This window comes from Undibacterium sp. KW1 (assembly GCF_009937955.1).
In the GTDB taxonomy this organism is placed as follows: domain Bacteria; phylum Pseudomonadota; class Gammaproteobacteria; order Burkholderiales; family Burkholderiaceae_D; genus Undibacterium.
Genome location: NZ_AP018439.1, coordinates 4,820,493 through 4,840,242, shown reverse-complemented (window position 1 = coordinate 4,840,242; position 19,750 = coordinate 4,820,493). Strand labels below are relative to the sequence as shown.

Below are 19,750 nucleotides of genomic sequence, written 5' to 3'. Positions count from 1 at the left end.
AAACCGCATGAATAACCACATAGAACCAGTTTCAGGAAACACTGACATGCAGGATGAGGTAAAGGCAGTTCTGAGTATTTTAAAAAATCCCCCACACATGCTATGTATCTCAGAAGAAGGGGCAACAGAACAGATACACCAGGCTGTACATCAGTTTGGTACCAAGCTGCCCGCCAGGCGACTGGCAACATGGATGCCACCTTCGATGAAGGAATTGTTTAAGAATTTTAACGGCGCCAATTTATTCCGACCCAATGATGAAGCAGAAGCAGGCTTTATTTTTTTCGATCTGGAAGAAATTACGCAAGAACAAATTGACCTGCAAGATGAATTTAGTGACGATGCAGAATCCAGCGATAACGATGCAGAAGAGCTTGCATGGATGGCAGGCCTGATACCTATCGCGGCTCCCTTTTGTTCTGGTGATCGCTTTGCCCTCGATACTTATAATCGCCGATCAGATGGAGAATGCCCGGTCATTTTTATCGGTCATGAAATGAGGCATGGCGGGCCTTTGCTGCCCAGCGATGTCGATGAAGTTGCCGTATCCTACCTGACGTTTTTTAGTATCGTAGTGAATGATCCTTTGGCCTATATCACCAAGGGATGGACAGATGAAGTCTCGAATAGGCGTTGGCAAATTTCAGGACTGGTTTCGCATGGAAAATCAAGAGAAAAAAGTAAGACTAAATTGAGTAATTCAATTTCTGTGGAAAAATTAGAGCTGGGATTGTTGGAGTGTAAGAATGTCAGTTTTGAAGTAGGTAAAGTGTCTTTAATGGACCTGGAAGACAAAGGCAGGCAATTTGAAAAAACTGCTTGCGTCAGGTTTTTAGTTGCCCCCCTCCTTGAGGGGCGCTTAAGTATAGTTCGCGTACTTGCGCCAGAGGGTTTGCGTTTTTGTGATGTTGGCATTTACTGGAGCTGGATAAACAGTGTCACGCGATGGTCTGCCAGTTTTTCCAAAGATGCCAAGAAAATCATACGGCAGGAGCAAAAAAAGGCTGGATGGAAAAGCGACGCTATCTACCACGATGGCCCATCTTTCTCGCTTTCGGGGCGGGCTATGGATTTTTATGTTTGTACTGAAGACATCGAAATCCCTATAGATTACGTGAAATCGCAGGTAAGATTTTTTCCGCAGGCCTTCATGTTGAACGATGTCTGGGAATTTAAATATATGAACAACCAAAGACCAGAAGCTGAGCTTGTCGAACTGGTTTCCGACTCCGGGCAAGCAGCAGATGTTAAGTGTTTTGAGAAACTACTATCTGTTTGCCGTGACCTTGAAAAGGGAAACCCTCATCCAATTCGCGATGAGCTGCGTGTTCGCCCTGGTCTTGTGGGTATCTTTTCCGTCGGGCCAGACTACACAAGCAATAAAGTCTTACCGCATCATGTTTTGCGGGCGCATTTGTTGCGCTTGCTCGCATGGCCAAAGACTATAGTCATCGCCCGTGCAGAATTACGCAATGATTGCGAAGATGCGATCATTGATTACGATGGTGTTGCCATGTCCTGGCGAACTGAATTATCAACATTTGTTGAAGAGACTTTGAAGAAATATCCTTTTATTGATACTACTTATGTACCAACAAAGGATGTTAATTAATATGACTTTTATGGTAGCAAGCGTAGGCAGTTTTCTCTCTTCAGATGATGTATTGCGCGTTATTTTCATCGCAGGTGCAATTATTGGTGTCGCATTGTCCGTGCATTTGCTGTCAAAGAAAAGACGTATGGAATCGTATGTTGTGATCTTTGCTTATTGGTTTTCTTACTTGAATCTGCTTTCCAAATACACCTATCTGTTTTATTGAACCTGTCAGAAAAAATATGAGAGAAACTGCCATCTATGTTTTAAAGTTGGAGCGACTAAGATGAGAAAGAGTGTTCGCTTAAAATCTGATCTCTTTTCTGTCAATGAGCCAGGACAGTTTCTCTCTGAATTGACTCAGTTGATCAACTGTCAGGGTTATGCTGATTACCGCAAGATGAAGGAAATTGGCCAACTGGCTGTCGCACTCCATGAGTTAGTCACAGCGATAGAATCCGAGGGCGTAAGTCATTATTTACTTTGTTCGGAGAATAGGTGGATTGACGCTACGCGCTTTCTCGATCTGATCAAGGCGAATCAGGCTTCCAGCATGTTTGCAGAAGTCACCATGCTTGTTACGAAAGGCGAACATCCCTATGAGCCAGGCTTGTTGCCTGATGTAATTGAACAAATAGAATGCGATGAAGTTCAGGCCAGAATTTTCAATCAATTTGATCAGGAGTGTCAGCTAGTCTGTGAAGAAGTAAAAGTCCAGACTCAGGTTTATATGAAATCACGTCGGGAAGAAGTTGAGCTTTTCATAGAACAGCGAATTGAATTGTCCAGTAAGAGAATGTCTTTATTGAGTGATGAAGATATCCGCGAATTGGCATATTCGGATAGTGGTGGTCCATTTGAAGGAGTCTTACATCAACTGCTCATCATTGATCGGTTATTACTCATTGCAGACTTTGCCAGTGACCAGAATTGTCCAACAAGAAAAACTATGTTTTCCATTTTGTACGCAATGTGTGGAAGTATGGGTTCTCAAATTCTTGCAGGAAAAAATCCAGACGGTTTGCTAGATATGATGGCTGCTATTTCACTATTGAAAGCGCAAAGCGACGAAGATGCAAATGAGTGGGCGAGGAAGGCTGAAATTTTCCTGGCTTCACCTTCATCTGAACTTGCCCTGCAATGGATGGCCCTAGCTTTTTAAATATTTGATTGCGTACACCCATGCGGTGCGTTACAACGCACCCTACCGGATACGGCTTTAGAATGAACGTGCGGCTCTTATAACCGTATCGAAGCCTTGGAGTTTAAAGCACCGCAACACGTATTCAGGTCATCCCAGCGCAGGCTGGGATCCATCTGCGGAAATGCCGTGGTCAGCAATAGTAAGTAGCTTTCAGTAGTATGGGGAGGCAGGCTACATCTCGATGCCGCAGCAAAACGAGGTTCACGGCATTCACGCAGTTACACTCAAGCATAAACCGTCTCCGCCATCGCCGCCTTGATCCCCACGCTGCCCTTATCCACTATCGCCAAAAAAACCGCTTTCGCTTCTGCCGTATGCTGCTTTTGCCTGAAACTCTGGTGAGCCTGTATAAGTGCCACCGTCCACGTTGCCAGCAGCAGGTTGGCCGCCAGTATGGCGTCGGTGTCGCCAGCTTTGCGCTTGACGGGCGAAGTGTATGGCACCTGCTGGTCACTGTGGGGCAATGATGCCTTTCATTGGAACGGTCTGTGGATAGGCCTGTCGCTAGGCACCTATGGCCTGTGCCAGGCACTCGCGCAAGCCTTCTTGCCCGGCCCTGCTGTCAAACTGCTGGGCGAGCGCGGCACCATACTGACCGGGTTTGCAGGCACCTGCCTGGCTCTAGTCGTCATGGTTTTTGCCAAACAGGGCTGGATGGTATTTGCTGTCATGCCCGTGTTTGTGCTGGGCGGCGTCGGCATACCAGCCTTGCAGTCGCTGGCCAGCCGCATGGTCGATGAAGGCATGCAGGGACAATTCCAGGGCGTGCTGGCATCCGCCGTCAGCCTTGCGTCCATCATTGGCCCGCTGATGTTTTCTACACTGTATTTTGTCGTACGCTCACAATGGCCAGGGGCGATCTGGCTCAGCGTGATGATGGTGTATGCACTGGCGGTGCCGCTAGTGCTAAGCTTGAAATTCCGTAGCGCTGAGTGAATTAGAAAATCTTATGCAAAGCTTTTTATCATGGCTTTCTACCTATCCCTATGCTTATAACGTAGTTGGAATATTCTTGCTCCTGCCCGGGTTTACCCTTGTTTTTTATCGCGTCTCTCGGGTTTTAAAAGGCGGCGAGAAGGGAAACAATAAGTCCTTTATCGACTATCTACTGATATGGCCTATCGTTATTGAACACCATAAAAAGTCTGCGACCAAAAAATCAAATAAATTTATTGCCTGGGGTTTGCTGGCGATGGTGATGCTGGTTGTGGGGCGTATGGTTTTCTTGAATTAATGGCGGCAAGGTGGCGTGCAATGACATGAAAACCTTGTTTCTATAACCGTATCGAAGCATTTTCGTTTGTAATTCTGTAGTAGATATTCAATCCGTGTAGGTACGATTAGCGCAAGCGTCATCGTACGCATGCGATACCTCAAATTTCAAGTAGTCTCAAGTAATTCACTTGTCCGGCTGCACCTTTGCGATGTGAGCGTGTTGCATGCCAGCCTTTATCTCATCACAAGGCCACGGATTGTCAAGCAGCATGGGAGCCGGCAGCTGATCATGCGTACGATTACGCTTGCGCTAATCGTACCTACGGCCCTGCGCTAATGTCAGGTGCGCACAAGTGGCTCCGCCGACCAACGCTATGACAAGATTAAGCATGATCAAGAAACCGGCATCTGGTGTGAACATCAGCAAATCGGGGAGGTAAAAATTGTGAAAAACAGGAAGAACAATGAATATCGTCAGTATTGGAAGCGAGCCAAAGATCAACGGTACGAACGCATTTAACAACCATCTGCATCGGTTCTTTGGCGATATTTCGGGGTGTGCGTGCCACTTCCGGATTCGTCGAATCATCCAAGTGACGATGATAAGCTGAATAACAAAGAGTGTAATTAGTCCTATCAATACAGTAGGCAGGAATTTATCTCGTTCAAGAGCAGTCGGCGCTTTCCCCCTTACAATACGAACAGCTTGAGATCCGATTGCAGCGATGCTTCGGTCTGACAACATATTATTGGCATTGACAAGTATAGCGACAGCCCAATCCTCATCCGGTGCGATTGCCATGTAGCTTGCAAAATGCGGCAATCCGCCGTCATGATCATAAAACCCTGGGTCTTGAGTATCAGCAATCCAACCCATCGCATATCGCAAACGTGAGCCAAATGGGACGCTTGAACTATGCAGTACATCAATGCCATTCGAAGACAATACCGCCTTACCCTCAAACATACCTCCAGACATATGCGCCATCAGATAATGTCCCATATCTTCTGCGTTTGTATACAAATAGCCAGCTGGAATTAAAATTTTTGGATATGGCAATGATGTGGCTGGAATTGATTTACCAAACCAATAACGATAGCCGGTGGCGAGATCAGTTGCGTCACTGCGTTTATCGGTAGCTGCACTGCTTCTCATTGCGAGAGGTGCAAAAACGTGGCCCTCCATATATTGGCTATACGACTGCCCGGAGACTACCTGAATCAAGTAACCGAGGATTACATAGTTAATGTTTGAATATTCAAAGTGTTTTCCTGGAGCAGATCCTAGCTTAAGATATTGGAGCGCCCGCAATCTTTTTTCAACAGCTTCGTCGGAAGTATCGGTATTGGCAAAGTCTTTTAAGCCTTCGAACGTCGAGAATCCGCTGGTTTGGTTTAACAGATGACGAACCGTGATCTGTTCTGAGGCTACTGAATCAGATGTTCGAAACCAAGGAAGATAGCGGCTCACTGGTGCATCCAATTCAAGTTTTCCTGCTTCAACCAATTGCATGATGCCAAGGGCGGTAAATGATTTTGAGGTAGATCCAATTAAGAATAAAGTTCGCGGTGTGCAAGCTCGTTGATCCGGCCCGCTAATACCAAATCCCCGCATGTGAAGGATTTTGTCTTTTGACACCACAACCAACGCAGCACCGGGCACTCCAGTAGCATCAAATTGCGACTGTAAATAATTATCAAGAGCAGCGAAATTGGCAGGTAAATTTTTCCCAAATGCGAAACACTGAACGTGGCTAAAAATAAATAAAACGTAGAAGAGTTGAATGATACGGCTTGATCGAAACATGTTTCCAATTCTTTAAATGGTCAGGAAGGACGAACTATGTCACTCTAAAAAACTGCACGGTTTCGGGTAATGACATGAGGGCCTTATTCGCATTGCCGTATCGAAGCATTGACGTTTGTAGTTCAGCAATCAATATTCAGGTCATCCCGGCATAGGCAGGGATCAATCTGTGCAAATTATGTCAAAATTTGAGTTTCATCTTGCACATACACTGCTAATGAATATCCATTGAGTTAGTTTTCCAAAATTAAGCGGATGTAATTTTTTCTTTGCAAGAAATCCACAATCTCATCAAACAATGGCCGGTCATCCCGTGCCATGATTTCGGCAATGCTTGATAGTTCATCTTCCTCATAATCATGGTTTCGTAATGCATATTCGCGTTGCGCTAAGACTTCTTCAATGCGTGCCTTTTTGTCGAACGCTATTCTGGCGATATTTGATGCTTTCCAAATCAATGTGAAGGGGTGCTCTGCTCCAAAGCCACCACAAAGGCAATCAGCGAGTGCATCAAAACTGCCACCAAAATAGCCACCCGGGCCATTGACAGCTTCGCCTAGTGCGATAAAAAAGCTTGAATAGTCAGTGACATGATTCCCATCCAGTTCATACACCATATTGGCAGGTTTATCTTCAATATCGTTCTCACATAGACAATGATGCTTGCGAACCAGATTCAGCCATGACCTGCGTTGCAGAAAGTCCAGATCAGCCCAACGATTATTTTTTTGCTTATCTCTGCACCACATCGCCTGTAAAACATTCACGTGCTTCAGATCAGGATCAAAATGCGTTACGGCCAAGACGATGTCCATAACGCCATTAATCTGTACACTGGTATTCAAAATATTTGTCGCTGTTACAGAGTATTCCGCAATTTTTCGTCCCTCTGAGTCCATCATGTAAACTACCAGGCCTGTCATCCTGGTGACAGATGCGGCAGACGTGATGGATTTCTGGAAATCCGGATTTACAATAACGCACCCGGACAGTTGCAAAGTCGCATCTTGACTGCTTGGAAAACGAACTTCTCTATGCAGCACTTGAATCGTGCTAAAGGAGAGAAGTTCAATGAGCTTTAAGTCGTCATCTTCTCTCTGGAATTCCCAGTTGGACAGGCAAAAATTTTTGTGGTGCGTCACGTGGCTTTGAATTTTCATTGGTTGGTATTTGTAGCGTCACGAATTGCATTGTCTCACCGCGTCAACCGATACAAATATATCGCCGTCCTGATCGTCGCTCTCTGTATTGAAGAAATATCCAGGTCTTCATCCGGTGAGTGCGCACCTCTGCCGGTGGCGCCCAGGCCATCCAGGCTATCGACATACGGTGCGACAAATTGTATGTCGCCAGCACCGCGTTCGCCCGGCGGGAAGGCTTTGATTTCACCGAGGCCTGCATCAAAGCTGGCTTTGGAGTACAGGTCTAGCAGGGCGTAGTTACCGGGGGTGGGGGACATGGGTGGGTAGTTTTCGCTAAAGCGTATCTTTGCGCTGGTGCCAGCCAGGTTTTTACTGACGATGTCTTTCATGCGCTCTCTGGCGCGCTGGCCCTGCTCTGCGCTGAGGTAGCGCAAATCGCCATGCACCTGGGCGCTGGGGGCGATGACATTGGTCTTGCCGAAGGCAGTACCCTTGCTGTTCTGGTTGTCGTAACTGATCTCGGTGCCACCGACGATATTGCCGGGGTTGAAGGTGAGGTCGGGTTCGATCAATTGTTCGCGAAAGCTGTTCAGGATGCGCGCAGTTTCATAAATCGCGCCATAACCATTGTGGCCAAACACGGCAGCGGAATGGCCTTGCTTGGCTGTCACATCCAGCACAAACCCGCCAGAGGCGCGGCGGCCTACGGTGCCGGTGGCGTTGCCGTTTTTATCGAGTGCCGTACCCTCAAAGGCCAGGGCTACGTCACTGCGTTTGGCTGCATTGACCAGGTCAGCACGCGAAGTGGCGATGGGGTGGCCAGCACTTTCTTCATCACCACTGAAGATGACCTGTATGCGGGTATTGTCGAGTGCGCCCACGGCATGCAGGGCGCGCAGGGCTTCTATCATGATGACGTCGCCACCCTTCATATCATTCACGCCCTGGCCGCGCACGCGGTTGCCCTGCCTGTCCCATAACTGCACGGGGCTGTCTTTTTCAAACACGGTATCGAGATGGCCTATCATTAGTATGCGCTTGCCTTGCTTGCCCTCACGCTCGGCCAGCAAATGCCCGGCTCGGTTCATGGCTGCGGGCATCTCAGACCAACTGGTCTTGAAGCCCAGGCCCTCAAGTTCATTGCTGAATAACTTGCCGACTTCGCGCACACCTGCATGATTGAGTGTGCCGCTATTGATATTGACACTGCGTTCCAGCAGTTGCAGCGCGGCTTCTGACCTGGCCTGCACAGTAGCGACAATTTTTTGTTCAGTCGGTGACAGGCTTTGCGCGTTGGCAGTGGAGGTCAATGCGCCTATGGACAAGACGATGCAAAAAGGGAGCACTTTTTTGATGAGCATGGCGCGTTCCTGGTATCTGTGTTGGCTGGTTTGGACAGATGCATAATGTACACGGTTTTGCAAGAGACGGGGGAGGGCGAAAATATTGGTAGGGTGCGCCGTGCGCACCATTTTTTGGACACGGTTGATGGTGCGCACGGCGCACGCTACTCACCTTACCCACTCTTTTCACGTTTGCCAAACAACGCCATTCCCCCTATCGCCAGCAACACGCAAGCGATGCCTGTGAGCTGGCTGCTGCTGACCACTTCGCCGAGTACTACAACCGCCAGCACCACGGCTGATACCGGGGCCAGTGCAGTGAAGAGAGCGGCTTCGCTGCCGCTGACTTTGGCCGCGCCTGCATACCACAGCAAAAAACCGGCAACGGTCGGCACCAGCGCATAATAGACCACGGCCCATACTGCCTTGCTGGTGACAGGCGTCTGCCACGGCATTTCAAACACGGCGGGGATGATGGACAAGGCCAGACCCAGGCCCGTCATGATGGTCGATAAGGCTAAAGGTGGGATTGTCGTCTTCAGACGTTTATTCAGCAGGATGAACAAGCCTTCACAAACAATCGCAGCAAAAATCAGGGCATTGCCCAGCAGTGAATGCTGAGCACCTGTATTTGCCCCATCTGCCCGCACAGCGATCGACAACACACCTGCACCCGCCAGCAGCACGGCCAGCAATAAACTGGCTTGAGGTCTTTCACCCAGCAAGACGATGGCAATCGCGGCAGAGACGATGGGCAGAGTGCCGATGATCACACCGGCATCGGCCGCCGATGTCAGGCTCATGCCAGCGATCAGCAGGGTGGTATAGCCTACACTGCCAGCGCCCGCCTGCAAGATCAGCAGTAGCCAGTCGCGCTTGCCCAGCCTGGGCAGTGGCGCGCCGGTGACGCGCATCAAGAATAAAAAGCAAGGGAAGGCGATGGCAAAACGCAGCGCCGTTGCGGTAAACACCGGCAAGCCACTACTTGTGACTTTGCTGGCGACTACCGTACTGCCAACGACGATCATCGCCAGCGCCAAATATACATATCCCACTAATTTCTCTGACATTGCCTGCCTCACCATGGATGAAAAAACCACAGCGTGCCAGTTTGAAATTGCGGTGTCTTGAATAAAATTGCAGCTTATCGCTTGGTGCTATAAGCCCCTGGCGATATCCCGAAGTTGCGCACAAATAGCCGCGTCAGATGGCTCTGGTCAGCAAAGCCGCTGTCCATCGCGACTTGTACCAGTGGCATGCCCGCAGCGATGAGGCGGCGGGCATGGTGCAGGCGGCGTTGCAGGATATAGGCATGCGGTGTCATGCCGGTGGCTTTGGCAAAAGCCCGCAAGAGCTGGAAGCGACTGAGCCCGCTTTGCTGCGCCAGGTCTTGCAGACTGAGGATGGAGGTCGGGTCATCATCAATGCGGCTGCGTGCATGGTGTATGGCAGTCGGCGTCGCCTGGCCGAGCACGGCAGGCTGTTGCATGACACTGGCGAACAGCAAGAGCATTTGTTCTTCTGCTAACATTGCCACATGCGGTGTTGCAGTCATCGTCGCAAACAATTCCTGCATTGCTTTTCTGATACGTGCATCACGCATGACTGGCAGGCGAAATTCGGCCTGGGCCATTTTGCCTTCGCTGATATCAGTCATCAGGCTGGCGATCAGCGCCGGTTCAAAGTACAGCATCTGCCAGCTACGCCCGCTATCCCCTATCGGCGTGCCATCATGGATTTCGCCAGGGTTGACAGTAATCGTATCCCCCGCCATGGCCTCGACCATGCCCAGCCTGCTCAGGGACTTTTGCGCACCCCGCACCAGAACGCCTATGCCAAACTGCTCATGCATGTGCCGCCCAAAGCGGTGCCGGGATTGCGCCCGCACTGCTTCCACGCCAGGCAAGTGGCAGGGCAGCAGGGTGAATTGTTTTGGTCGGCTGGCGGGCATGGGGTGATGAGACAAATTTAATGCAAGTTAATATTGCAATATTGCATGATTTTCCTACAATGTGTATGTACAATGTTGTGCTTGTATTATTAAAACTGCCAAATGCAAGGGATGTCAACGATTGTTGCTAATGACATTATCGTGTATGGATTTTTGGTGCAAGTCGTATTTTTCTACTTTTTTTCGGGTAAGCTAAGTACTCAATAAGCAAGTCTGAAGAAACACCTTCATTTGCCTCCTCGCCCTGGTTTTAAGTCGATCAACACAGTAGCGATGCGGTGAAACTGATCAAAAACCGGTTTGATATCTTGACAGAGGACTGCAAGGCATGGGGGATACAGGTACTGGAAAAAATGCACTTTCACTGCATGTGCTGGTGGCTGATGATGATTTCTTCATGCAAAGGCTCGCCACTATCCTGCTCAATAGTCTGGGCCACACTGGTGTGGTGGTTGACGACGGTGAAAAGGCCCTGGCTGCATTAGCCAAAAGACGTTTTGACCTGGTTCTGATGGATATCATGATGCCCAATATGGATGGCTTGCAGGCGCTTGCCTCATTGCGCAAACAAGAGCAGGTTAACGGCAGGCATCAGCGTGTCATTATGGTCACTGGTCATGCGGAGCCAACGGACAGAGCCAGACTGAGCGCCGCGGGAGCCGATGGCTATGTTAGCAAACCGCTGGAGATCGATGCACTGGAGCGAGAACTCCGGCGTGTGATGAGCTGACATCCTCACGAGTAATCAGATAGTGCAACACGGTTTCAAATTTTGCATCAGCTAAGTAAGTCATCAAGCAGCAAGTGGCAGCATCGTGGTCAGTTTTTGCATCAAAGCCGGGTTGTGTGTCTCAGGAGACATTTCAGGCACACTTCGCTCCCTACATAGCACTAAACTTCGTATCAAAAGGACGTGAGTATGTCGAATATTGTCAGAGCCAGTGCAGAGCTCAAGCAGTTTTTGGCCGCCCCCGCAGCCAAACCAAAATACGATTCCGCCTTTGCTGCCCATGGATTCTGGACCATGGGTGTGGTCTTGATGCGCAATTTGCGGTTTAAGTCAAAAGCGGCTGTCATTTGCCTGATGTTTTTGATCCCCATGTCACTGGTATCGTGGAATTATGTGAACCAGACGCTTGAGAATATCAGTTTCTCAGCCAAAGAAAGACAGGGGGTCGAATACAATCAGATTGTTTTTCAGATGATCGACTATGCACAGCAATTACGCCGAGATTCTGGCCTTGCAATTGCCAACGCAGGAGCTGCTGCCACGGTTGAAGCGACCAAAGAAAAACTGAAAGTATTGCAGGCCAAATTGGCGGAAGCCGAAAAAAAATATGGGGCTGATTTTGGCAGCGCGAAAGCCTTTGCCCAAGTCCAGGCAGCCTATGCTGAGACAGCCTCTGCGAAGACAGCTGATGAAGTTCTACTAGTCCATGGCAAACATATAAAAGCCCTACTCGAGTTGATGGGCCTCGTGACCGATGGTTCAAAACTGACCCTGGACCCAGAAGTTGCGAGCTTCTACATGATGGATGCATCTTTAGGCCATATGCCACAGGTGATTGATCAGACGGGCTTGTTGGGTGGTAAGGGCATTGCGACATTGCAACGTGGCAACGTCAGCCCTAAGCAAAGTGTGGAGCTGATCAGTCTGCATGCGGTTGCAGCAAATGAATTTGAAGGTTTACAGGAAGCGCTTGGAAAAGCTGTGGTAGCCGATCCCGCTCTGGCGAAGCAAGTGGATACAAAAAAAATCAGTAGCGATATATCCTCATTTATAACAGTGTTTGAAAAAAATTTCGTTGAAACTCAGAATTTCTCGCCTGAATTTCAAATCGCTTTCGTCTCTCATGCGAATAAGGCTTTAGAGGAGCAACATCAACTGGCAGGCCACATGCTGGCTGAGCTTGATGAAATTCTCGCAAACCGCATCGCAGGCATGAAAAACGCGCTATATACAGGATTTGGTCTATTTATCTTTTTCATGTTGCTGGCAGCCTATTTCTTCTACAGCTTCTTTCTGGTAACGCGCGGCGGGTTGCAGACCATCCAAAAGCATCTGAACGAAATGTCAGTGGGCGACTTGCGCGTTTCTCCCGCTGTGCCGTGGGGTAAGGACGAAACGGCGGATGTGATCATAGATCTGCGCAGGACGTATAATGCCCTGCATGAATTGATACGCACCGTACGCCACTCGGCGCGCGCCCTGCACCACACCAGCAGCGAAATTTCTTCTGCCAGCCTGGATTTGTCCTCGCGTTCAGAAAATGCCGCAGCTTCGCTGGAAGAACAAGCCGCAGCCATAGAAGAAATCGGCAGCACCGTCAACAACACCACCGACAAAGCCCTGATGGCGGCGCGCTTTGCCGCCGACAACGCCAACGTCGCAGAAGAAGGTGGCAAGGTCATCGTCGATGTGGTGGACACCATGCACAATATCCATGCATCGTCCTCCAAGATCAGCGACATCATTTCCGTGATTGACGGTATCGCCTTCCAGACCAATATCCTTGCGCTCAATGCCGCCGTAGAAGCAGCGCGCGCCGGTGAGTCAGGCCGTGGTTTTGCCGTGGTTGCCAGCGAAGTGCGCAGCCTGGCGCATCGCAGTGCCGATGCCGCCAAAGAGATCAAGAGCCTTATCTCCAATAGCGTCGATCAGATCAACAGCGGTACCGTCGTCGTAGAAAAGGCTGGTGCCACCATGAACACCATGGTCAACAACGCCCGCCAGATCAATAGCTACTTGACCGAAATTGCCTCTGCCTCTAAAGAGCAGGCAACCGGTGTGTCGCAGGTCGCCACTGCCATCAATGAACTGGATGAACATACCCAACAGAACGCTGCCCTGGTCGAAGAAACCGCCGCAGCCGCAGGCGCTCTGACGCAACAGGCAGAAACCCTGCAAAGTGAAATCGCCAACTTTATTGTTGCCTGATAAAGTTAAAAATAGCGGGGGCGCTATGGCCCCCTGTTACCCTGGCAAATCCAGCACCGCCCGCAGATAATTGATCGGCGCGTGATCAGTCAGGGAGCGACTATTGATTGTGGTCTCATTTGAATCCCACATACCACGCACTTGTAAGCGCCAGTTGAATGACACTGAATTACTGGCGTGTTCAAACTTGGTTAGCGCATTTTTACCAGTTGCCTCTTTGCCGTTTGCATCCAGATAGCGCAGGCCCTGTACATGTGCGTAATACACGATATCTAGTAGATATTCCAAACTAGCAAAGGGTAGAGAATCGGGTGGTACACGAGTAACAAGATCGGCATGATTGACATACCGACGAACATCGCGCAGATCAAAGACTTGGGCGAATTCTTTATCGCCAACACGCGGTGATCCAAAAGTAATCAAAGTGCTGTTGGTATGGATGGCTGCCGCCAGCGTTGCTATTGCGGCCCCCAGACTGTGGCCAGTAAAGCAGACCCTCATGTCCTGATGCTTTTTGAGCCATTCATTGAGCTGGCCTTCAATACCTTGGTAAGATGCCAGAAAGCCGCTATGTACACAGCCCTTGCCTCTCCATGGTACTGGCCAGAAAAAGCCATCGATGAAGACATCTGCAGGCTCATCCGTTTGTGACCCACGAAAGACGACATAGGCTTTCCCCCCTCTGGTGGCGGCGAAGCCCTGCGTACCCGTGCGTGCGTCGATCAACAGCAACAGGTGATCAAAACCTGCATTGACAAGTATATTATTGAATTCTCTACGTACAAATTTGCCTTGGTCGTCTAGCCCCTCGTTTTCGTAACGCCAATACGCCAGTCGCGACAATTCTGCGCAAAGTGCATGTTCGCTTGCCGGAAAATTATTTGTCAGTAAGGGAGCTTGTAGCTCAGGGTGAAACAGGGCAGTCGCGCTATTGTCGTAGTTCATGCTATTTCCTTGTTGTCGGGGAGGAGAAAATATAAGATAAAACATAATTATCTATTTTGCAAGTCTGTCCTGCCTGACGCAAACTCTTCTCATCTTCCCTGAGTCATCGCCACCAACTGACTGAAATCCCGCACAAAATAGGTCTGGTCAACGTAAGCCGGTCCGATTGCCAGCCTGCCTGTTGTCGCCTCCAGTGCGATCTAGCTGTACACTGCGACTTGACAGACTCAGGCCTCAATTCCCGCCTGCCATCGCAAAGGAGCAGAGTATGCAATACCCACATCACATCAGCGGTACATTTGAAGTCAAACTCAGCCCGCAAGCCGCAGCACCAGGAATAGAAGCTGCCAGGCTGGGCCACATGACGATAGACAAGCAATTTCATGGCGATTTGCAAGCCCATAGCCTGGGCGAGATGATGTCTGCCATGGGCGAGGTCAAGGGCTCGGCGGGCTATGTCGCGATAGAAAGGGTGAGCGGCACTCTGGCAGGCAAAAAGGGCAGCTTCGCGCTCATGCACACCGGCACCATGAACCGTGGCCAGCCACAGTTGACGATACAGGTCGTGCCTGATTCCGGTACTGACGAGCTGACAGGCATCAGCGGCAACATGGGCATCGATATCAAGGAAGGGCAGCATTTTTACACTTTTGATTTCAGCTTGCCTTGAAGATAGTAATGATCATCTTTCCCAGGATTTGCACGTTAATTGCGAATTAAGCTTGAAATTTAATTAATTAACAATTATTGTTATGTCAATTAATGGCGCTCGCTCTGGTCGTCCAGAGTGTTCTGATGCCTTATACCTTATGCCGCTTAACCCCTCGCTGTGCAACTCAGATAAAAGGACTGGATGATGACATATACACTCGATGCCGAACTCCCCGCAGACAGCAGCTCGGTAGTTGCCCTGATCGCCATGCCGGTTGGCACGGTCATCAGCTTTCTGGGACAAAGCGCGCCGAATGGCTGGCTGCTATGCAATGGCACGCGCATCGACCAGGCAACTTATCCCAACCTGTATCCCATGTTGGTTAACGGCACACTGCCAGACCTGCGCAGCCGCTTTGTTGTCGGCGCAGGGCAGGGCGCTGGCCTGAGTAACTACCCCACCAACGCAACCGGCGGTCTTGAAACCGTAACGCTCACCACTGACCAGATACCATCCCACTCGCACACCATCAACAACGGTGATTTTGGTTTGCATAGCCGTTCATTTGAAGGTAACAACGACTCTGACCTGCCTTATGAAACCAAGTATAACACCTACATAGGCGGCACCGACAAAACCGGCGGCGGCCAGGCCCATGAAAACCGGCCACCGTATTTTGCGCTGACGTATATCGTCAAGTATTGAACGCGTAAGAAATTACCCCGTAGGGTGCGTCTTGACGCACCACATCCGTGTCAGGAAAACGGTGCGCACGGCGCACCCTGCCAGTTGATTCCCTACCTATCAAAAATACCTGACCCATGTCTTCCCGCTTTGCCGTTTGTAAAGCGCAAAAGCACGGCATGGGTAATACAATATAGGTATCAAGGCCGCAGCAATCAACCAGACTAGCCAGACATGATCGACACCAAAACGCTGTCCATGGTTGGCTCCATATACGGCAAGCATCAGCCTTTGCAAGGCCAGCAAGACATATAAATGCAGCAGGTAGTAAAACATGGGTGCGCCACCAAACACGCTGGCGATGCGGCTTAACTTGCCTGGGTATTTTTCCAGCAAGGATAAACAACACATTCCTATGCCCAGCGTCAACAGGGCAAAGTCCAGCGAGGGCGGGTACTTGGTCAGGTTGAAGAAAGACATCAGCGTCAGCAGGCTGTTGCCATGATCCTGCCAGGGCTGGGTTTCGCCATAGCCATTGATGCCGCGCAGCATCGCAAACATAAGCAGGGCAGTGATGCCCAGGATAGTCAGCTGGCGCTGGCGGCGTGCTGCGCTGATGTCTGCCGCATACAAACTACCAGCAACATAACCCAGCAGGATGATGCCTATCCACGGTAGCAGAGGGTAGCTGACCTTGATCTTGATTGCCGCATCACTGATGAGATAACCACGATGCAGCAACAAAGTCCACAAGGCATGCGACACAGTGCCTGGCGCAAAATTCAATTCAGCCAGGGCATTGTGCCCGGTCACGATCAGCAAACCCAGCATGCCCAATAACAGCGGTGGCAGCTTGTGCAGCAGGCCGAGGATAATCATGCAAAGGCCGATGACCCAGATCACTTGCAGGTAAATCGTCGCAGGCGGGAATTGCCCGGCCCAGGCGAAGTTGACTACTGTCAGCTCCAGCGCCACCAGCAGCAAGCCACGTTTGATGAGAAAGCCACTGGCATCGCGCGATCCAGATGGCGGGTTTGCATACAGCCATGCAGACAAGCCCGTCAGGAATACAAACACAGGTGCACACAGATGCGCCGCCAGCCGCGTGAAGAACAATGCTGGTGCAGTCTGGCCCACATCCATGGGATCGCTGACTTGCTGATGCAAAAAGAAAGTCTCGCGCACATGATCAAACATCATGATCATCATGACCAGGCCGCGCAGCGCATCAATGCTGCTGATGCGCTGGCTGGTTTTTTGAGTCGCCACGTTCATCAGAATTGTTGATGCAGAGTGAGGTTGACACCGCGCTCTGTGCCCGGTGCCACCCACAACTGACTATACGAACTGGCGTAATAACGTTTGTTGAACAGGTTATCCACATTCAGTGACACTCGCGTAGTTTTGCTGGGGCTATAAGAAGACATGAGTTTCACCGTTGTGTAGGCTGGCAGCACAAAGCTGGAAGACACCGCCACGTCGCCCAGGCGTTCACCCACATAATTGATACCCGCACCCACACTGGCCCTGGCTGTGCCTATGGTGAATAACTGGCTCAGGATGAGGTTGGCGCTATGCTTGGCCACATTCGGGAAGCGGCTGCCAGTGATGATGGTGTTGTCGCCTTTTGTGACGGTCGCATCGGTGTAGGCATAGGCGGCAGACAGGCGCAGGTCAGTGGCGATGTCGCCCACCACATCCAGCTCCAGCCCCTTGCTGCCCACTTCACCCGCTGCGATAGAGAAATCAGTATTGGCCGGGTTAGTGGTCAGCACATTGCTTTTCTTGATACGGTAGAGGGCAATAGTCGCGCTGGTTTTGTTGTCTGGTGTATCAAATTTGAGGCCTACTTCATAAGAGCGGCTTTCTTCTGCCGGGAAAGCCGTGTTACTGATGCTGATGCCGCTATTCGGGCGAAAGCCTTTTGCGACATTGGCATACAGCGATATGCCCTTCATGGGTTGATACACCAGTCCAACACGCGGGCTGGTGGCACTGAGTGACTGGTTATTGGCGACTGATGCGCGGTAGTTCGTCAGGGTCTGCTCATAATGGTCGCTGCGCAGGCCCAGCAGCGCCTTCCATTGTGTGCCCAGATCAAGCTGGTCTTGCAGGTAGAGTCCACGCGCACGCTGGTTTTCCAGGGTATTGATGGACAGGGTCAGCGGGTCGGCTGTCTTGCCATACACAGGATTGTAGATGTCGATGGCATAGGCGTTGGTAGCCGATGGATTACGGCGCAACTGCACGCGGCTGTCATCAAACTGGTAGGTATCCACGCCCAGCAAGGCATGGTGCTTGATGATGCCAGTGTCAAACTTGCCCACCAGTTCTACCCGCGCAGATTTGTCCGTCGCAGAAAAATCACGGTAGCGGCGCTGGCGGCGCAAGGTACGTTCATCTGCCAGCAGATTATTTGCCTCGGTGGAGTAACCATTGAGCGCACTGTCGCGGTAAGACAAGCCACTTTGCAGCGACCATTGCTGGTTGAAATCATGCTGCACAAACACCTGGTGTCCCAGAGATTTTACCGTCATCAGGCCATCGCCAGGCTCACCCAGAAAGCGTGAATTGGGTATCAGACCCAGTTTGCCATTTACTGCCAGCACACCGCGGTCAAACGGTGTTTTCTGCTCACTGGCTTCGAGTTCATATGAGAGTGTCGTACGATCGCCTATCAGCCACACCAGCGAAGGCGAGACAAAGCTGCGCTTGCTGCTGACGGTGTCGCGGTAGCTGTTACCCTGTTCTGCTGCGGCATTGATGCGGTAGGCGATATTGTCGCTGACTGGCCCGGTCAGGTCGGCAGCGATGCGGTAAGTCTGGTGGCTGGCCAGCGTCAGGTCAACATCATACTCAGGCTTGAAGCGCGGTTTCTTGGTCATGATATTTACCGTGCCGCCGGGTTCTCCACGGCCATACAGGGCCGATGATGGCCCCTTCAATATCTCGATGGATTGCGTACTCGCAGTATCGCGCAAGCCATTGTAGCCACGGCTGGAACTGAATCCATTGACCATGTAATCAGACCCAAAATTAGGGTCGCCGGTAAAACCGCGCATGGCATAGCTGTCCCACAAACCACCCAGATTGCTTTGCCGCGCAATGCCGCTCGTCAGGTCCAGCGCATTGTTAAGGCTGGTGACGCCATTGTCCTTGAGCAGGTCAGCCGTCAAGACCCGCACGCTTTGCGGCAGGTCGGCCAGCAGGGCATCGGTCTTGGTGGCACCGGTGGCGGAGATGCTGCGGTAGTTTTGTCTTTGGGCTTTGATGAGGACTTCGGTTTGGGTTGATTCCTGGGCGTGGGTGAACGCGGGGTATGCGGCGGCGATGAGGAGGGTGAGGTGTTTGTAGTGCATGGGGGTTCCTGGGGAAATTGAAAAATTGATTTGGGGACGTAGGTTGAATAGGGCGTAGGTTGGGCTACGGTTTACCAGCCCAACACTCGGCGTTTAAATGACGATACGTATGTTGAGGCCCAGTGTTGGGCTGATAAGGCGTAGCCCAACCTACGCTCGGTCCCAACCTGCGCTCGGGTCTAACCTGCACCGGTTCGTAAACCCTACTTCGCATAAACATAAGCCTCCACCTTCATCCCCTTCAAGCGATACCCCGCACTGCCCATGGAGGTATCACTACGGATGGTTTCCAGCACACCGCTGACCCATACCGCATCCATCATCTGTATCTTCGCAGGCTTGTCGAGCACGACATCGATGATCTGGTTCGCAGGCGGTGGCGGGGTGTGGATGCAGCCACCGAAGTAGGGGACTAGCAAAAATTCGCGCAGCTTGCCGCGTTCGCCATCCAGCGGTACGATGAAGCCGGGTATCTTGATGCGCGTGCCGTTCAGGCTGGCTTCGACTGGTGCCTTGTCCCAGGCTTCGCGCATGGTTTGCAGGGCGGCCATGGCGCGTGGGTCGCCATCGTTGAGAAAATTCATGTCCAGGTTCTTGAAGTCCTTGCTCGGGTCCCAGTTTTTTGGGATCAGGGCTTCCCAGCGGATTTCCTTGTAGCTGTCGCTGGCGACAGGCGTGGCTGCGGGTTTGCTGGCGGGCGCTGATGCTGGTGTTGCTGATGCCGACGTTGATGCTGATACTGCGGCAGCCTTGTTTTGCGGCAGCCTGTCCCCGACCTTGTATTGCCCGCTGGGCTCCGCCGCTTTGGCCGTCATCAACAGCCAGGCAGTCAGCATGAATAAAATACAGCAGGCGCTACCCAGCCAAAACTGGTAAGCAAAGCGGGATTGATGTCTGGTTTTCATTGATATGCTTT

The 19,750-nt window shown here is 50.9% G+C and carries 18 protein-coding genes; 8 read left to right on the top strand and 10 right to left on the bottom strand.

What is annotated here, in order from left to right:
* Positions 1-7 precede the first annotated feature (7 nt).
* Together UNDKW_RS21695 and UNDKW_RS21690 are read left to right on the top strand one after the other, a co-directional pair.
* Positions 8-1,612, top strand: a complete 1,605-nt coding sequence (locus tag UNDKW_RS21695; RefSeq protein ID WP_162060413.1) for an SMI1/KNR4 family protein — start codon at positions 8-10, stop codon at positions 1,610-1,612.
* 268 nt (positions 1,613-1,880) lie between these two features.
* A complete protein-coding gene (locus UNDKW_RS21690; protein ID WP_162060412.1) occupies positions 1,881-2,756 on the top strand; it encodes a hypothetical protein in 876 nt (291 codons plus the stop codon).
* Between the two features lie 266 nt (positions 2,757-3,022).
* Here the strand turns inward: UNDKW_RS21690 and UNDKW_RS21685 are convergent, their stop codons facing one another.
* Complete coding sequence (locus tag UNDKW_RS21685) at positions 3,023-3,241, bottom strand: hypothetical protein (protein WP_162057054.1); 219 nt, start codon at positions 3,239-3,241, stop codon at positions 3,023-3,025.
* On the opposite strand from UNDKW_RS21685, the gene UNDKW_RS21680 reads away from it, so the two are divergent.
* On the top strand, positions 3,219-3,734 hold the full coding sequence (locus tag UNDKW_RS21680) for an MFS transporter (protein ID WP_232063081.1): 516 nt from the start codon (positions 3,219-3,221) through the stop codon (positions 3,732-3,734). The genes UNDKW_RS21685 and UNDKW_RS21680 overlap by 23 nt on opposite strands.
* A gap of 13 nt (positions 3,735-3,747) precedes the next feature.
* The gene (locus UNDKW_RS21675; RefSeq protein WP_162060411.1) at positions 3,748-4,032 is read left to right on the top strand and encodes a hypothetical protein; all 285 of its coding nucleotides are present in this window, start codon (positions 3,748-3,750) and stop codon (positions 4,030-4,032) included.
* 291 nt (positions 4,033-4,323) lie between these two features.
* Here the strand turns inward: UNDKW_RS21675 and UNDKW_RS21670 are convergent, their stop codons facing one another.
* The 5 genes from UNDKW_RS21670 to UNDKW_RS21650 form a co-directional block, all read right to left on the bottom strand.
* On the bottom strand, positions 4,324-5,820 hold the full coding sequence (locus tag UNDKW_RS21670) for a serine hydrolase (RefSeq protein WP_162060410.1): 1,497 nt from the start codon (positions 5,818-5,820) through the stop codon (positions 4,324-4,326).
* Positions 5,821-6,053: 233 nt separating this feature from the next.
* Entirely contained in the window at positions 6,054-6,980 is a 927-nt protein-coding gene (locus tag UNDKW_RS30635) for a barstar family protein (RefSeq protein WP_232063080.1), read from the bottom strand.
* Positions 6,981-7,015: 35 nt separating this feature from the next.
* Entirely contained in the window at positions 7,016-8,323 is a 1,308-nt protein-coding gene (locus UNDKW_RS21660; protein WP_162060409.1) for a M20/M25/M40 family metallo-hydrolase, read from the bottom strand.
* A 155-nt stretch (positions 8,324-8,478) separates the two neighbouring features.
* On the bottom strand, positions 8,479-9,375 hold the full coding sequence (locus UNDKW_RS21655) for a DMT family transporter (RefSeq protein ID WP_162060408.1): 897 nt from the start codon (positions 9,373-9,375) through the stop codon (positions 8,479-8,481).
* Positions 9,376-9,449: 74 nt separating this feature from the next.
* Complete coding sequence (locus UNDKW_RS21650) at positions 9,450-10,256, bottom strand: AraC family transcriptional regulator (RefSeq protein ID WP_162060407.1); 807 nt, start codon at positions 10,254-10,256, stop codon at positions 9,450-9,452.
* 328 nt (positions 10,257-10,584) lie between these two features.
* Between UNDKW_RS21650 and UNDKW_RS21645 the strand changes: the two genes are divergently transcribed.
* The gene (locus UNDKW_RS21645) at positions 10,585-10,986 is read left to right on the top strand and encodes a response regulator (protein WP_162060406.1); all 402 of its coding nucleotides are present in this window, start codon (positions 10,585-10,587) and stop codon (positions 10,984-10,986) included.
* Between the two features lie 189 nt (positions 10,987-11,175).
* The gene (locus UNDKW_RS21640) at positions 11,176-13,194 is read left to right on the top strand and encodes a methyl-accepting chemotaxis protein (RefSeq protein ID WP_162060405.1); all 2,019 of its coding nucleotides are present in this window, start codon (positions 11,176-11,178) and stop codon (positions 13,192-13,194) included.
* 36 nt (positions 13,195-13,230) lie between these two features.
* Here the strand turns inward: UNDKW_RS21640 and UNDKW_RS21635 are convergent, their stop codons facing one another.
* Positions 13,231-14,139, bottom strand: coding sequence for a lipase family protein (locus UNDKW_RS21635; protein WP_232063079.1), 909 nt, complete (start codon positions 14,137-14,139; stop codon positions 13,231-13,233).
* 268 nt (positions 14,140-14,407) lie between these two features.
* On the opposite strand from UNDKW_RS21635, the gene UNDKW_RS21630 reads away from it, so the two are divergent.
* Positions 14,408-14,809, top strand: a complete 402-nt coding sequence (locus tag UNDKW_RS21630; protein WP_162060403.1) for a DUF3224 domain-containing protein — start codon at positions 14,408-14,410, stop codon at positions 14,807-14,809.
* A 186-nt stretch (positions 14,810-14,995) separates the two neighbouring features.
* Entirely contained in the window at positions 14,996-15,496 is a 501-nt protein-coding gene (locus UNDKW_RS21625) for a phage tail protein (RefSeq protein WP_162060402.1), read from the top strand.
* A gap of 99 nt (positions 15,497-15,595) precedes the next feature.
* On the opposite strand, the gene UNDKW_RS21620 is transcribed toward UNDKW_RS21625, so the two are convergent.
* The 3 genes from UNDKW_RS21620 to UNDKW_RS21610 all read right to left on the bottom strand — a co-directional run bounded on the left by UNDKW_RS21620 (position 15,596) and on the right by UNDKW_RS21610 (position 19,739).
* Entirely contained in the window at positions 15,596-16,750 is a 1,155-nt protein-coding gene (locus UNDKW_RS21620) for a DUF1624 domain-containing protein (protein ID WP_162060401.1), read from the bottom strand.
* Positions 16,750-18,834 (bottom strand): TonB-dependent siderophore receptor, encoded by a 2,085-nt coding sequence (locus tag UNDKW_RS21615; RefSeq protein WP_162060400.1) that lies wholly within the window; start codon positions 18,832-18,834, stop codon positions 16,750-16,752. The genes UNDKW_RS21620 and UNDKW_RS21615 overlap by 1 nt, the downstream gene beginning before the upstream one ends.
* A 203-nt stretch (positions 18,835-19,037) precedes the next feature.
* On the bottom strand, positions 19,038-19,739 hold the full coding sequence (locus UNDKW_RS21610; protein ID WP_232063078.1) for a DUF3299 domain-containing protein: 702 nt from the start codon (positions 19,737-19,739) through the stop codon (positions 19,038-19,040).
* Positions 19,740-19,750 lie beyond the last annotated feature (11 nt).

Bases quoted from the DNA above. Each gene is read 5' to 3' on its own strand.
- UNDKW_RS21695 (WP_162060413.1), top strand. From the start codon at position 8: ATGAATAACCACATAGAACCAGTTTCAGGAAACACTGACATGCAGGAT.
- UNDKW_RS21690 (WP_162060412.1), top strand. From the start codon at position 1,881: ATGAGAAAGAGTGTTCGCTTAAAATCTGATCTCTTTTCTGTCAATGAG.
- UNDKW_RS21675 (WP_162060411.1), top strand. From the start codon at position 3,748: ATGCAAAGCTTTTTATCATGGCTTTCTACCTATCCCTATGCTTATAAC.
- UNDKW_RS21670 (WP_162060410.1), bottom strand. From the start codon at position 5,820: ATGTTTCGATCAAGCCGTATCATTCAACTCTTCTACGTTTTATTTATT.
- UNDKW_RS30635 (WP_232063080.1), bottom strand. From the start codon at position 6,980: ATGAAAATTCAAAGCCACGTGACGCACCACAAAAATTTTTGCCTGTCC.
- UNDKW_RS21660 (WP_162060409.1), bottom strand. From the start codon at position 8,323: ATGCTCATCAAAAAAGTGCTCCCTTTTTGCATCGTCTTGTCCATAGGC.
- UNDKW_RS21655 (WP_162060408.1), bottom strand. From the start codon at position 9,375: ATGTCAGAGAAATTAGTGGGATATGTATATTTGGCGCTGGCGATGATC.
- UNDKW_RS21650 (WP_162060407.1), bottom strand. From the start codon at position 10,256: ATGCCCGCCAGCCGACCAAAACAATTCACCCTGCTGCCCTGCCACTTG.
- UNDKW_RS21645 (WP_162060406.1), top strand. From the start codon at position 10,585: ATGGGGGATACAGGTACTGGAAAAAATGCACTTTCACTGCATGTGCTG.
- UNDKW_RS21640 (WP_162060405.1), top strand. From the start codon at position 11,176: ATGTCGAATATTGTCAGAGCCAGTGCAGAGCTCAAGCAGTTTTTGGCC.
- UNDKW_RS21635 (WP_232063079.1), bottom strand. From the start codon at position 14,139: ATGAACTACGACAATAGCGCGACTGCCCTGTTTCACCCTGAGCTACAA.
- UNDKW_RS21630 (WP_162060403.1), top strand. From the start codon at position 14,408: ATGCAATACCCACATCACATCAGCGGTACATTTGAAGTCAAACTCAGC.
- UNDKW_RS21625 (WP_162060402.1), top strand. From the start codon at position 14,996: ATGACATATACACTCGATGCCGAACTCCCCGCAGACAGCAGCTCGGTA.
- UNDKW_RS21620 (WP_162060401.1), bottom strand. From the start codon at position 16,750: ATGAACGTGGCGACTCAAAAAACCAGCCAGCGCATCAGCAGCATTGAT.
- UNDKW_RS21615 (WP_162060400.1), bottom strand. From the start codon at position 18,834: ATGCACTACAAACACCTCACCCTCCTCATCGCCGCCGCATACCCCGCG.
- UNDKW_RS21610 (WP_232063078.1), bottom strand. From the start codon at position 19,739: ATGAAAACCAGACATCAATCCCGCTTTGCTTACCAGTTTTGGCTGGGT.